Source organism: Spirosoma aerophilum (genome assembly GCF_054782495.1).
The window spans coordinates 105450-119410 of sequence record NZ_BAAGSJ010000004.1 but is presented as its reverse complement, the minus strand read 5'-3'; the positions used below and the strand labels follow the sequence as shown (position 1 = coordinate 119410).

At 52.3% G+C, this 13961-nt stretch carries 11 protein-coding genes; 5 read left to right on the top strand and 6 right to left on the bottom strand.

Going from position 1 to position 13961, the window contains the following annotated elements; translation table 11 throughout:
- Positions 1-76: 76 nt before the first annotated feature.
- The 3 genes from ACYVK4_RS02430 to ACYVK4_RS02420 form a co-directional block, all read right to left on the bottom strand.
- Complete coding sequence (locus ACYVK4_RS02430) at positions 77-2281, bottom strand: TonB-dependent receptor (RefSeq protein ID WP_461125895.1); 2205 nt, start codon at positions 2279-2281, stop codon at positions 77-79.
- Positions 2282-2415: 134 nt separating this feature from the next.
- Positions 2416-3387 carry an aldo/keto reductase gene (locus ACYVK4_RS02425; RefSeq protein ID WP_461125894.1) on the bottom strand — a complete coding sequence of 324 codons (972 nt, stop codon included), beginning with the start codon at positions 3385-3387 and terminating at the stop codon, positions 2416-2418.
- Positions 3388-3480: 93 nt separating this feature from the next.
- Positions 3481-3876 (bottom strand): GxxExxY protein, encoded by a 396-nt coding sequence (locus ACYVK4_RS02420; protein WP_461125893.1) that lies wholly within the window; start codon positions 3874-3876, stop codon positions 3481-3483.
- 986 nt (positions 3877-4862) lie between these two features.
- Here ACYVK4_RS02420 and ACYVK4_RS02415 point away from each other — a divergent pair.
- Entirely contained in the window at positions 4863-5162 is a 300-nt protein-coding gene (locus ACYVK4_RS02415; protein WP_461125892.1) for a putative quinol monooxygenase, read from the top strand.
- A 64-nt stretch (positions 5163-5226) separates the two neighbouring features.
- Positions 5227-8802, top strand: coding sequence for a carboxypeptidase regulatory-like domain-containing protein (locus ACYVK4_RS02410; protein WP_461125891.1), 3576 nt, complete (start codon positions 5227-5229; stop codon positions 8800-8802).
- A 15-nt stretch (positions 8803-8817) separates the two neighbouring features.
- On the opposite strand, the gene ACYVK4_RS02405 is transcribed toward ACYVK4_RS02410, so the two are convergent.
- A complete protein-coding gene (locus ACYVK4_RS02405) occupies positions 8818-9351 on the bottom strand; it encodes a hypothetical protein (protein ID WP_461125890.1) in 534 nt (177 codons plus the stop codon).
- A 104-nt stretch (positions 9352-9455) separates the two neighbouring features.
- Between ACYVK4_RS02405 and ACYVK4_RS02400 the strand changes: the two genes are divergently transcribed.
- The gene (locus tag ACYVK4_RS02400; RefSeq protein ID WP_461125889.1) at positions 9456-10001 is read left to right on the top strand and encodes an REP-associated tyrosine transposase; all 546 of its coding nucleotides are present in this window, start codon (positions 9456-9458) and stop codon (positions 9999-10001) included.
- Positions 10002-10124: 123 nt separating this feature from the next.
- Here the strand turns inward: ACYVK4_RS02400 and ACYVK4_RS02395 are convergent, their stop codons facing one another.
- Both ACYVK4_RS02395 and ACYVK4_RS02390 read right to left on the bottom strand, forming a co-directional pair.
- Positions 10125-11327, bottom strand: coding sequence for an MFS transporter (locus ACYVK4_RS02395; protein WP_461125888.1), 1203 nt, complete (start codon positions 11325-11327; stop codon positions 10125-10127).
- A 26-nt stretch (positions 11328-11353) separates the two neighbouring features.
- Positions 11354-12061 (bottom strand): MarR family winged helix-turn-helix transcriptional regulator, encoded by a 708-nt coding sequence (locus ACYVK4_RS02390; protein WP_461125887.1) that lies wholly within the window; start codon positions 12059-12061, stop codon positions 11354-11356.
- A gap of 202 nt (positions 12062-12263) precedes the next feature.
- Between ACYVK4_RS02390 and ACYVK4_RS02385 the strand changes: the two genes are divergently transcribed.
- A complete protein-coding gene (locus tag ACYVK4_RS02385) occupies positions 12264-12950 on the top strand; it encodes an ABC transporter ATP-binding protein (protein WP_461125886.1) in 687 nt (228 codons plus the stop codon).
- Between the two features lies 1 nt (position 12951).
- Positions 12952-13959: an HlyD family secretion protein gene (locus ACYVK4_RS02380; RefSeq protein ID WP_461125885.1), complete on the top strand. Its 1008-nt coding sequence runs from the start codon at positions 12952-12954 to the stop codon at positions 13957-13959.
- The last annotated feature ends 2 nt before the right edge of the window (positions 13960-13961 follow it).

The following is a 13961-nucleotide window of genomic DNA, read 5'->3' as shown; positions in this document are numbered from 1 at the left end:
TCACTGACGCAAGCGAATGCTTGCCATATGTAAAGGCACGGGTAAATGCCCGCGCCAGCGTAAGCCAGCGTAAAAACTACAACGTGAATTTCAATGCCAGATTCACAATTCGCCCTTCCAGCGGTGCCCAGATGGGACGGAACGTAGGCTGCGTGACAGGGCCGCTAACAACGGTTTCGTAGTTGGCCTGTTTGACGTTGAAGAGATTTTCGGCATTTAGCACGAGCCGCCAGTGATCGTTGTAATGGTATTCGGCGGCTCCGGCAAAGAACCAGTAATTCGCTACTTTCTGGTTGTTGTAGAGGTATTGCGACCCTACATAAGCCGCTTCTATACCGAAACGAAAATGCTCCGGCTCCCAGGCAACCGTGGTCGAAAATTTGTCCTGTGGAGCCAGGGGGAGGTAGGTATTATCGGAGGGGCCCGGACTGGATTGTCCATCGCGTCGGGCCAGGGTGTGGTTGTAGCCCAGGTAGAGTTCATAATCCTTGTACTCCAGCCGAACATACGTATCCGTTCCAACGCTGAGCAGATTGTACGGTGCGTTGATCAATTGGGTGTAAGCGCCCAGGTTACCCGACGTGCTGGCGAAGGCCGAAACGACCGGCGAATTCACATAGGTATAATAAAAAGCCTGGTCGACCTGCACCGATAACCCGCTCTCGAAAGTTTTCGAATAGGCAATGTCCATGTTGGCCCCCACCGACCGCTCGGCTTTCACGCTGCTTACGTCGATGGGCAGCAGACGCGGAAAAATCAGGCTAACGTTCAGTGCACCTGGCGTCTGGTTGACGAACAGATTAGGGGTCTTGTAACCCGTTCCTACGCTCAGGCGCACCGTCCACGGATCGGAGGGTTTCAACTTGACGGAAAGGCGGGGCAGCAGAAAATTGCCGAACGTATTGTGGTGATCCAGCCGAAGACCTGCTTGGATCGCCACCTTTTCGCCCAGTTGCCAGTCGTCCTGAACGAACCCGCCAATGGTCTGGTAGGTGTAATCGACCAGTCGGGTACTGTCCGGGTTCTTTCGGAAAGCTTCAACCGTCAGGTTCGCTCCCACAATGAGCTGGTGTTTGCCAAACCGCTTCAAGTTATTGCCTTCCAGATAAAGGGATGACTGACGTCCGTCGGAGAGCTTCTGGTAATCGGTATTTTGCCGATGGAACGTGCTCAGGGCGCCTTTCAGGGTGATGGCGTTGGTTTCGGAGGTGTTGTGGCTGGCGTCGAAATCGACGGTGTGCCGTTGCAGGTCCGTGATGTTTCGATAAGCATTGGGCTCCGTGCCTTCCAGAGCCGGTAAATACCCTCCTTCGCGGTGTTCGTTGGTGAACGAGTACCCGAGGTTCATCCGGGTATGATCGGTAGGGTTGTAGAAAAACTTCGGGTGGAAATTGACCTGCTTAATTTCCGGGCTGTCGGTGTAGCCATCGCCGGTTACGTCAACGGCTTGCTGGTTGGTATAACCGGCAAACAGCGTCAGGCCGGTTTTGCCGTACCGCTGCGAATAATAGGCGTTGCTGTTGCTTTCTTTCAGACCCGACCGATTGATCAGGGCCGTAAACGTGGGTTTATCGGAGGTAGGTGATTTCGAGACAATGTTGATCATGCCCCCAATAGCCCCACCGCCATAGAGTGTCGACACCGAGCCTTTCACCACTTCCACCTGTTTTAAATCCAGGGGCGGAATCTGCAGGACGCCAAGGTTACCCGAAAACCCTTCGTAAAGCGGCAGGCCATCGCGCAGAATCTGGGTGTATTTCGGGTCGAGGCCCTGCATCCGAATGGCCTGATTGCCGTTGACCGCCGATGTTCGCTGGATGTGGATGATGGAAATGTCGCCCAGAATACTGCTCACGTTACCGGGCACAACGGCACTCTCTTCGTCCATATCCTCCTGTCCCAGCACTTCTACTTTGATGGGCAAATCTTCGATCCGGGAGTTGGTACGCGTCGCTGTTACGGTCACTTCATCGAGCGAGGCATCCTGGCTGTGAAGCCGAAAAACCAACGTATCGGTCATCGGGGTTACGGCAAATGATTCGGTTTCATAGCCGACCGCGCTCACCGTCAGGGCTTTTGTTCCGGCGGGTAAATTACTGAGCCGGGTCATGCCACCGGCATCGGTGACGTTACCGATTAGGGGTTTCGTAGTGGTGCGAACGGTGGCGGCAATGACGGGCTGGTGAGTCAGGCTATCTTCAACCCGAATCAGGAGATTGGTCTGGCCGAATGTACAAAGCGCGCTAAACAGAAGCAGTCCAATTGAGAAGAGATGTTTCATCACTTATAATTTGACTGCAAGTTTCGGAAAGAATGAGCAAGAGAAGCTGAAGGAGAGATTATAAATGGATTAACAGTGCCTGACATCTATGAATGAACAGGCCCGTACAGGCTGGGTCTGTACGGGCCTGTTTACTATTGGCTCCACTCGGTGGGTGTGCGATCCCAGCGGTGGCCTTTTAATTCCTGCAGCAATTCAGGCGCTAAGGCCCCTTTGTCGCTCACGGCGGTGTTGGCTTCTACATTACGGATCTGGCGCATCCCCGGAATGGTCGTGTGTACGTCGGGATTACTCAGGATGAACCGAAGGGCCATTTCGGGCATGGTCATACCGTCTGACAGGAGCGGCTTCAGGGCATCGGCATGGTCGACGCTGCTGTTCAGGTTTTCGGGAACGAAATACGTAGACCGCCAATCGTCGGCCGGGAACGTTGTCTCTTTGGTGAAGGTGCCGGTCAGCGTACCCTCATCGAAGGGGACACGGGCAATAACGCCGACGTTCATTTCGCGACAGAGCGGAAACAGGTTGTCTTCGGGATTTTGGTCGAAGATGTTGTAAATAACCTGTACCGCGTCGATCAATCCCGTACGAATGGTGTTCAGGCTGTTGTCCGGCTCCCAGCGGTTTACCGATAGGCCCCAGGCGCGTACTTTACCTTGTTCACTTAGTTTGGTAATGGCTTCTTTCCATTCGTCCTGATCGGCCCAGCTGTCTTCCCATACGTGAAACTGCTGGAGGTCGATGGTGTCGACGCCGAGGTTCTTCAGGCTTTTTTCGGTGTATTCAACGATGTAGTCGGCCGGAAAGACGTCTTCCAGTTTGGAGCCTGCTTTCGAGGGCCATTGCCGGTTTTTGGGTGGTATTTTGGTGGCACCGTATAATCGCTTGTCGGGGTTGTTTTTGAGTAACTGGTTCAGGATTTCTTCACTGACGCCATCGGCATAGGCCCAGGCGGTATCGAAGAAGTTGCAGCCCAGTTCAACAGAGCGCTGGAGGGCGCGTAGTACTTCTTCTTTATCGGACCCGGTCCAGCCCGCCAGGCCCCACATGCCGTAACCAATTTCGGAGACGTTCCAGCCCGTACGGCCAAATGTGCGATACTTCATAATAAGGATTTTGTTTAAACACAGGGCTTACGCCGTATTAACACGAAGAACAAGACATTTTGCCCGCTATTTTACCGTTATAGTCAACTCATTCTATTCATTTAAGTTGCCGATAAGTTTGCGGTGTATGCCGTTGCGCAAGAGTTCAACATTGAAATTAATGAGCAGGCCCAATTTCATTTGTGCCATTCTGAGGTATGTCATTAGTTGTACATGATTGAGCGGAATCAATTCCTGTACGGCTTTTAGCTCCAGCACGATCACTTCATCCACAACGATGTCCATGACAAAAGTTTTGTCTAACAGCTGGCCCTTGTAAATGATGGGTAGCTCAAGCTGCCGTTCGACATAAAGGCCTATGTTTTCTAATTCAAACGCGAGACATTCTTCATAGACAATTTCAAGTAGCCCTGGTCCAAGTTCGCGGTGCACTTCTATACAGGCACCTATTATTTTTCGGCTAAGGTCATTATAGGCTTTCTCATTCATACTTGTTTCTCTTTGTTAAACAAATATGAATAGTTTGAGTATAGTATACAATTAAATGAAAAAAGTTTACTTGTGGGTTGGGTGCATAAAGCGAACATAATTCCTTAACGAGCATTTCTCGGTGTTCTCTGTTCCTCTGTAGTTAGTATTCTTTTAAGTTGTATGAACCACAGAGGCACAGAGAACACAGAGAAACAAGTCAACGGGAAGCTTTATACAACCAGGAGAGGACGGTATGAGGGGAGTAATTTCCTGACGAGCATTTCTCTGTGTTCTTTGTGCCTCTGTGGTTAATATTCTTTTAAGATTTTATGAACCACAGAGGCACAGAGACCACAGAGAAACAAGTGAGCGGGAAGCTTTATACAACCAGGAGAGGACGGTATGAGGAGAGTAGTTCCCTAGCGAGCATTTCTCTGTGTTCTCTGTTCCTCTGTGGTTAGTATTGTTTTGTGTTTTATGAACCACAGAGGCACAGAGAAACAAGTGAACGGGAAGCTTTGTACAACCAGGAGAGGACGGTATGAGGAGAGTAGTTCCCTAGCGAGCATTTCTCTGTGTTCTCTGTGCCTCTGTGGTTAGTATTGTTTTGTGTTTTATGAACCACAGAGGCACAGAGAAACAAGTGAACGGGAAGCTTTATAGAACCAGGAGAGGACGGTATGAGGAGAGTAGTTCCCTAGCGAGCATTTCTCTGTGTTCTCTGTGCCTCTGTGGTTAGTATTGTTTTGTGTTTTATGAACCACAGAGGCACAGAGAAACAAGTGAGCGGAAACCTTTGTACAACCAGGAGAGGACGGTATGAGGAGAGTAGTTCCCTAGCGAGCATTTCTCTGTGTTCTCTGTGCCTCTGTGGTTAATATTCTTTTAAGATTCTATGAACCACAGAGAAACAAGTGAGCGGGAAGCTTTATACAACCAGGAGAGGATGGCATGGGGGTAGTAGAAACCTGATGAGCTTTTCTCTATGTTCAAACCATACATTTATGCTCGTTCGTATTGTTCGTATGACGTTTCAGGATGGTAAACTGGACGACTTTCATGCCATTTTTGACCGCTCCAAGCACCACATTCGGGCCTTTCCCGGTAACCATCACCTCGCACTCCTGCGCGATCCCGATCAGCCAAACGTGCGCATAACCTACAGCCTGTGGGAATCGGCTGACGCGCTGGAAGCGTATCGCCAAAGTGAGTTGTTTCGCACAACATGGGCCGCTACCAAAGTGCTCTTTTCCGAACGGGCTATGGCGTTTTCAGGCGAAAAACTGGAAGAGATAACCAGTTGATTTCTTGAGTAAAACCGCTTATATTGTGCCTTATGCACACGGGTAAATAAACAACTAAACATACATGAATCGTCAGCTTTCCATCACCTGGTTGACTATCTGTCTGCTGCTCTGGCTGGCGACGATCACGTATGCACAAACGACCACTACACTCACTGGCTCCGTAACGGATGCGGCTACGGGAAAGCCCATGCCGTTTGCCAATGTTTACCTCAATGGCAGCACACGAGGTACAACCACCAATGAACAGGGGCGCTATTCGCTGTCGGGGGTGCCGCTTGGAACGGTCGAGGTGGTGGCTTCCTTTATCGGCTATCAACCGCACCGGCGCATATTCCGGCTGGATAAGAGCCCGGACAACAAAGCCAACTTCCAGCTGAAACCCAGCGATCAGACACTGGCCGCCGTTACGGTTCGCGGAAATCCGAAAAAGTGGCAGCAGCACCTTCGCCAGTTTAAACGCCAGTTGCTCGGTGAGCCCTTCGGCGGGCAATGCCAGATCCTGAACGTCGATGCGCTGAGCTTTCGTGAGGAAGACAGCCACCTGAAAGCTACCGCCAGTGAGCCCCTGGTCATCGAAAATCAGGCATTGGGCTATAAGCTCTGGTATGACCTGATGTATTTCGACGGCACCTCTCAAAAAGTCTATTATGCCGGTGCTACCCGCTTTGAAGAAATAAAGCCCGCGGATGAACGACAGGCCAACCGCTTTAAACGCAACCGGATGAGGGCCTACAATGGGTCGACCCGGCATCTGATGGCCAGCCTAATCGACAGCACGTATGAGAAGGAAGGCTTTCTGGTATATGAAGAGGATTTACTCATGCCTATCACCAAAACCAGAGAAAATCGAACAACCTTATATGGATCGGTGAACAGGCGATTGAAACCGTTACGCATCAGCCAACTGATTCAGCCGGGCCGACTCCCAACGGAACGAAGGCTGGTGTCTACCCGTCCGCTCGTGGTGTTTTATACCAATGCCATGTCGAATTATTCACCCTATATGGACGCCCGGTTTGCTTACTCCCAAATCGTGCTGCCGAAGGGACAGCTGGAAATGACCGTCGACGGTACAGTTACGCTCCCGTTTGGCGTTGAGATTCAGGGCTCACTGGCCGATGATCGTTTGTCGACGATGCTGCCTGCCGACTGGACGCCGAACCCCGCGGATGCTGAACCCACAAAAAGCAATACGCCCATAGCGACTCAGGGAAAGCTACTGCCGCCCGATGCCCGGATGAACCGCATTGCCACGGCCTTCAACGACCGATTCCAGGCACTGGCTCCCGTTGTATTCCTGCACACCGATAAGCCGCTGTACGCTACCGGCGACCGGGTCTGGCTGAGCGGATATGTGCTCGATGCCGCCACCAATCGCCGACCCCTGGGCGAGACAGCCATTCACGCCGACTTGCTGACGCCGGCCGGTAAACTCATTCAGCATCAGTGGCTGAAAGTTGAAGACGGACGCGCCGTGGGCAACTTTCGGTTGTCTGATACACTGACATCGGGAACGTATCGACTACGAGCCTATACCGATGAAGATGATGGGCAGCATCGGCCCGCCTTTGATCGATCCATTGCCGTTTACAACATTCTTCAGGGAACGGGCACGACGTCTAAAACAAGGGATACCTCCCGACAAGCGCTCGATATTCAGGTGCTGCCCGAAGGAGGGCGCTGGCTGGTAGGGTTAGCCGCCCGGCTGGGCATTAAAGTTGTTCAGCCGAATGGGCATGGACTGGCTGTTGCAGGCCGGATTGTGAACGAAGAGGGAACGGAAATCTCCCGATTTAACACCAGTGTTCTGGGAATGGGGAGCGTGGTGATAACACCCCAGGCTGGCCGGAAATACTATGCCGAGGTGCAACAGGATAATCAAGAGCAACGGGTGCCCTTGCCTGCTCCTGAGTCGGAAGGGTTAATGCTGGCGGCCGATGTCGTCAGCGATACCAGTCGACTGACACTCTCGATTGTTGGTACCAGCCGCCCGCCCAAAGACTCGGTCTATATGCTCATTCAACAGCAGGGACGGCTGGTGGAGCAACGGAAAATTCTGCTCGACAATGGCGTGGCTCAGGTCAGCCTGCCAGCTGCGTCGTTGCCAGCGGGTCTGAACCAGATTACACTCTACGACGCCACCGCCCGTCCCCAGGCCGAACGACTGGTGTTTTTACCCGAACGGGTGCCGCCTATCCGGGTTATTATGGGGGCGAATAAACCCCGCTACCAACCTCGCGAAAAAGTCACGCTCAGTATCAATCTGAATGATGATGGCCTACCCATCGTTGCGGGCCTGTCGGCTTCCGTTACGGATGTGAGTCAGGTACCCGAAGATACCGCGGAGGCTACCATTCGAACCCACCTCCTGCTAACGGGCGAATTGCGCGGGCGGGTAGAGCAGCCTGCCAGCTACTTAAACGATAACTCGTCTATTACCCGCCGGGCCATAGACGACTTGTTGTTGACACAGGGCTGGCGACGGGTAAGCGGCACGCCCTCCACTGAATTGTTAGGTGGGGTTTCCTTTATGGGTCGGGTGTTCAATGCTAAAAATCAACCTATGGCCGGAGCGCAGGTAATTCTGGCTTCAACAGCCCCCGGCAATTCCTTTGTGCGGTCAGCAGGAACAGACGAGCAGGGGCGGTTTCGACTGGCCGGATTCTCCATTGCCGACACCCTCCGGCTGATGACTCAGATTACGGATCGCCAGCTAAAAAACGTTCCGCCCAAAGATGCCCGCCTGGTACTGGAAGGGCCTGGGGGCGGCTGGGCACCCGATAGCGTTCGGGCTTTACCGGACTGGGTGGCGCTGCGGGCTCAACTGGAGGCTGCCCGTACCCGTCAGGAGGGCGACGCTGATTTTTACCGGGACAAGACCGTTAAATTATTAAAAGAAGTGACCGTGCGGGCCCGTCGAAGAGATGACCGGCCGGAAGATATTCAGCGATCCAGTTTGCATAAAGAATCGGATGCGACCCTGCTTTTCGATGAGAAGTCGCCCCGGTTCTCGAATCTTTACGAAATGATTCGGGGGCGGGTGTCGGGCGTTAGCGTCCAGCAATCGACGACATCGCTGGTGGGCTCCTATCAGGTTGTCATTCGGGGGGTAGGCACGTTGAAAAGCAGTCCTCAACCGTTGTTCCTGGTCGATGGGATGCCCATTGAAGATAATGAGGGAACGGCCTTGCTGGTCTTTAATCCGGGTGATATAGAGCGGATCGAAGTGTTGAAAAATGCAGGTACTGCCGGTATTTATGGCGTTCGGGGCGGCAATGGTGTCATCGCTTTTTATACCAGACGCTTCCGCCCCGGCCAGTCGTCGGCAGAGGAGGAAAAAGCAGGCATGAAATCGCTGCAGGTGATCGGCTTCCCATCCGTTCAGCGGGAGTTTTACGTGCCCCGCTACGAAACAGCGGCTACGGATCGGCTTGGCGAAGGGCAGTCTGATTTCTCAGAGCGTATCGATCGACGGGATGTATTGTACTGGAAGCCCATCATGCAAACCGATAGCCAGGGGCACAGTCAATTGATCTTCCCTTTGTCGGACGTGGTCCGCACCCTACGGGTAGTCGTGCAGGGCATTTCGGCTGATGGCCGACCCGTGGTGGGCATCCAGCATATTCGTGTCCAGTAGCATCACCCGCTGCGTTTACTTCGCCCAGGCGGGGGCTGCCGTGTTCGCATCGAAAAGCTCGTCGATGTAGTAACGCCTCCGTGGACGCTTGTCGCATTCATCGTCCCCAATCGGATACTGGCAGGTCGCATAGATGGCCACATTGTTGGGGTTCATGATGCTGGCAAACGCGCCGATGGGAAATTTATCGGTTTTATGGCCCCGCTTCAGCAGGCAGTGGGCGAGTTCATGGAACACCAGGCATTCCCGTTCCTGCTGACTGGCCCGCTGCCAGCAAAAGTCATCGTTATTCAGCGTAATGCGGGGCGTTTTTCCACTTTCCAGCAAGCACTCACCGCATATGTCTTCGCCTAGCGCTGTTCCGAACCTAACAATCAGGTTGTCTGTCGAAATGGATACGTTGCGTTTGCGAGCTTCATCCCGAAACGACTGAACAAACGGCTCTACATCGGCCGGGACGCTGTATTGTATAGGCTCCGGTTGCGCCGTAGGCTGGCAGCCTGTCAGGCAGAAGATAACAAGCAAGATGACCAATGAAGTGGGGCGCATATACTAAGGAGTACGCTGGCACGAGTAAATACTCGTGCCAGCGCACCAGCTATTTATTGATTTCTTTTATATTCGATTTTTATTTATATGTATACAAGAGCCTCATGAGCGAAAAATACAAAGTCAGGGATCAGTCTAAAGTTTATTTCGTGACATTCACGGTCGTGCAATGGGTTGATGTATTTACCCGGCGTCACTACAAAGATCTTATTCTTGACAGTATACGCTATTGTGTCGCCCAAAAAGGTCTTGAGTTGTATGCCTATTGCCTGATGACGAACCACCTGCACATGATCGTCGGTAGTAATAAAGATCCCATCCAATATATAATGCGTGACATGAAGCGACATACGTCTACGCAATTATTTCCGATGATTGAAAATGACAGTGAAGAAAGTAGACGGGGTTGGATGTGCTGGATTTTCAAGCGGGCGGGTCTGTCAAATCCTGCCAATAATGTACATCAGCTTTGGCAGCAGGGCTTTCACCCAATTGAACTATTTACCGATAGTGTACTTCAACAGAAGCTTGACTACATTCATAACAACCCGGTTGAAGCCGGATTTGTGGACGAACCCGAAGATTACCTGTATAGTAGCGCCCGTAACTACGCTGGCCGGAAAGGGTTGATCGATGTGATTTTGGTGTAAGGGATGCTGGGAAAGCTGGCGCGAGCATTGGCTCGTGCCTTTTGATATAGTCAGTATTCACTGACGCAAGCGAATGCTTGCTATATGTACAGGCACGAGCCAATGCTCGCGCCAGCTTTCCTGTCAACTTTTCCGTTTCCAGGCCAGCCATGCCACTACGGCCAGGCACGCGCCGAACCAGGCGAAGGGTAATCGTAAATCAATCAATGATAAACTGCCAAAGACTACGGTGGTCACAAAACTGGCTACGCCCTGTAAGGCCTGGTTGATGCCGAAGATTTCGCCCCGGTCTTCGTCCGATGTCAATTGGGCCATCAAGCCTTCGATAAGTCCCTGAATGAGCGACAACGTCAGGCAGTCGATCGTGACGAGAATATACAACCACAGCACGGATGTTCCGACAAGTCCATAGCCGCCAAGTATGGGTGCCCCCAGCAACGCGAGCCAGAAAATACCCCGTCGCTGGTTGATGCGGTCGGCGATGTAGCCGTAAAAGACGTAACTGATCACGACGCTCAGCCCGCCGAAATACATGAAGAAATACGAAATGGCTTTGGCGTCCATCTGCAACGCCCCAAAACTGGCGAAGGTGACGAAGTAAAAATAGTAGCCGGTGCTAAACGTGAGAGCCAGCTGCATCAATACCAGTATTTTCAGGCCTTTGTATTGCCGGTCTTTGGCTAACAGGCGCGTCCAGAGGGTATGTACGTCGAGTGAGTTGGCCAGTTCCGTTTTCAGAGCGGCTGTGGTGATACCCGGCGGATTCGGGTGGGTTTCGCGCAAAGTCCAGCTCAGGATCATGTTTACGCTCGACAGGGTTACCGCCATAATGGCCACCACCCGTGCCTGATCGCCCTGCGCAACATCGAAGGTCGTCAGCAACAAACCTGATACGGCCGGACCAATGACAAAGCCAAGGGAGATAATTGCTCCTTCGATGCCCAGATTCTTAAATAGATTTTCTTTTGGGGAAATATCCGTAATCGCCGACCGCACCGTAGCATACATACCATTCGTGGTGCCATCGCTCACCCGATTGGCAAAGTAATACCCGACCCGAACCGGAAGCAGCAGGCAATCGGCCAGGAAGGTGCCAATGGCTGAGACAATAAAAATCGGTCGGCGGCCGTACCCGTCGGATAGTTTGCCTAACAGTGGGGCCGAAAACAATTGCATGCCCAGAAACAGGGCCGTACCCACGGCAAGCCACAACTGGGGCCGTTCGAGCCCCTTCACGAACTCGGGTAAGATAGGGCCCACCGCCGAGCCGACGATGACATCAATGAAAATGATGGCGTAAATATGAAGCAGTTGACGGTTGGCCACAGGTTGTCTTTCGGTAGGATGCAAAGTTACCCCACCATGCGTTCATACACCTCGCTGAATTCACTATTCCGACTTTGTTTGTAATGGTCGGCATGATAGCGGTCGAGTTTGTCGAGAATCTGTACTAAAATAGCTTTCTCTCCTTCTGTTAATGAACTGTAGGCCACATCGGCCACCTGGTTCATGACCGGAAAGCACGCCTGAATAATGTCCATGCCTTTGGGTGTTAACCGCAGGCGTTTGGACCGCCGATCGTGTTCGTCGGGAAATTCTTCGAGGTATGCCATTCGGATGTGCCGGTTGATAATGTCGGTACCCGACGCAAACTCGGCCATCATCTCATAAATCACCTCACTTTTTTTGGGCGTACCCATCTGTAACACAACCAACAGATAAATCGGATCGTCAAGTCCTTTGACATCCAGCGACTGCATTGCCTTTTTGGAATAGAAATAGGCATATTTTGCCAACCTGCCCACCAAAGCCCCTAAGCGGGCTTCGGTACGAATAGACATCATCGGCTGGCTTGTCGTGTCGGTAAGGCTCTCTTTCCATTGATCGTTCTGGAGCTTGTCTTTATCGACAGTAGGAACCTCTCCATTCATGGCCGATTCGTGCAATTGATCAGTCAGGTAATGCAGACAGAATCCCGCCAGATCAGCACCTGGCGTAACGGCGCTGTACGCAGCCCAGCGATTCACCAACTCAATAACGTTTTGCTCACCTCTATCCATACTACTACGCTTTCGTAGTGAATAACATACCGTTCTTATAAAATCATTACGAAAATAAATTTTTTTTCTTCAAAACAGAGTTATTGTTACGAAATCGCACTAATATTGTAAATAAATGAAATATTAACTACGAAAATGTAGTATATGATACTTTGTTTGTGTCTCATTGGTTGGAGAATCAATCCTTTATTGTCCTGAACAAATGATAGCTGAATTGAAAGATGTGGGTAAAGAATACAAAACCGGCGACCAGACGATTGTGGCCCTGCAACCAACGACGCTTCAATTGAATGAAGGTGAACTGCTGCTCATCATTGGTCCGTCGGGTTCGGGGAAAACAACTCTGCTGTCGATGCTGGGGTGTGTGATTTACCCCAGTTACGGCGAATTGTGGGTCGATGGGCAGCACATTAACAAGCTGAATGAGAAAGCCCTGGCGACCCTGCGGCTAAATACCATCGGATTCGTTTTCCAGAATTTCAACCTACTGGCTCCGCTTACCGCGGAAGAAAACGTGCTGATGCCCCTTCAGCTTCAGGGTATTGGTAAAGCCGAAGCGCGTGATCGCACCGAACAGGCACTCAAGACGGTGGGGATGATCGACCGTCGGAGAAACCTGCCCAAACAACTGTCAGGCGGACAGCAGCAACGCATCGCCATTGCCCGTGCGCTGGTAACGAACCCCAAACTGGTTCTGTGCGATGAGCCCACGGCCTCGCTGGACAAAGACTCGGTAAGCGTTGTCATGCGCGAATTACGAGCACTGGCCGATGATGGAAAATCGGTCGCCGTAGTAACCCACGACCCGCGTCTGAAGCCCTATGCCCACCGAATTGTGGAGGTCGACAATGGGTCGGTTCGGGAGATAAGCGAATTTAATGATGTATAACATGAACGATACACTGCATACCGCAACAACTAACCGGATGAAAGCAACACGTATCAACATTCGTTCGGTACTTTTTTGTACGCTGGCGGCTGCTCTGTCGCTCGTTTCCTGCGATAACAAGAAGGAGAAAGCCGAGGCTCAGCAAGACTCGATCCGAACGATGCAGACGGCCCGGCAAATTGCCGAGGTGGTGGGCGTGGCCGTTATTGAGCCAGCTGCCCGCATCAGTAAACTGGCCGCCGAAACGGATGGCCTCGTTAAAACGATGAATGTCGAAATCGGTCAGGAGGTCCGAAAAGGGCAGGTGCTCCTAACGATGGATAATGCGGTGGAATCGGCGCAACTTCAACAGGCTACCGTCAAGCTGAAGACCCAGCAGGACGCCATCGAAACGGCCCGGCAAAATGTGCAGACGCTCCGGGTGCAGCTCCGGAAAGCCGAAGCCGACCTGAGCCGGAACGAAACGCTCTTTGCCGGGAATGCGCTTACCCGCAAAGAGCTTGACGATTCGCGCTACGATGTCCAGAACCTGCAACAGCAGATCCGGGCGTCGGAAGCGCAGGTGAAACAGGCGCAGGGGCGCATCGCCGAGATCCGGGCCGACAATCAGTATGCCCGCACCGTGGCCGGGCTGAAAACGGTGAAAGCGCCTGTCGATGGGACGCTGCTGAGTCTGGATGCCAAAGTGGGGCAGTACCTGAGCAGCAACCAGCCCATTGGCGATTTTGCCCCTGCTGGCCCACTGGTGGCGGTTACGGAAATCGACGAATTATTTGCCCTGAAGGTGAAGGTCGGTCAAAAAGCGTACATCCGCCCTCAGGGCAGCAGCGACCGGCTGACGACGGGCACCGTCATACTGGCATCGCCCTACTTACGGAAGAAATCGCTCTTTTCCGATAACGCGTCGAACCTCGAAGATCGGCGTGTTCGTGAAGTTCGCGTCCGGTTAGACGATCCGGGTAAGGTAATCATTGGGGCACGGGTAGAGTGCGTCATTAACGTCGACTAACT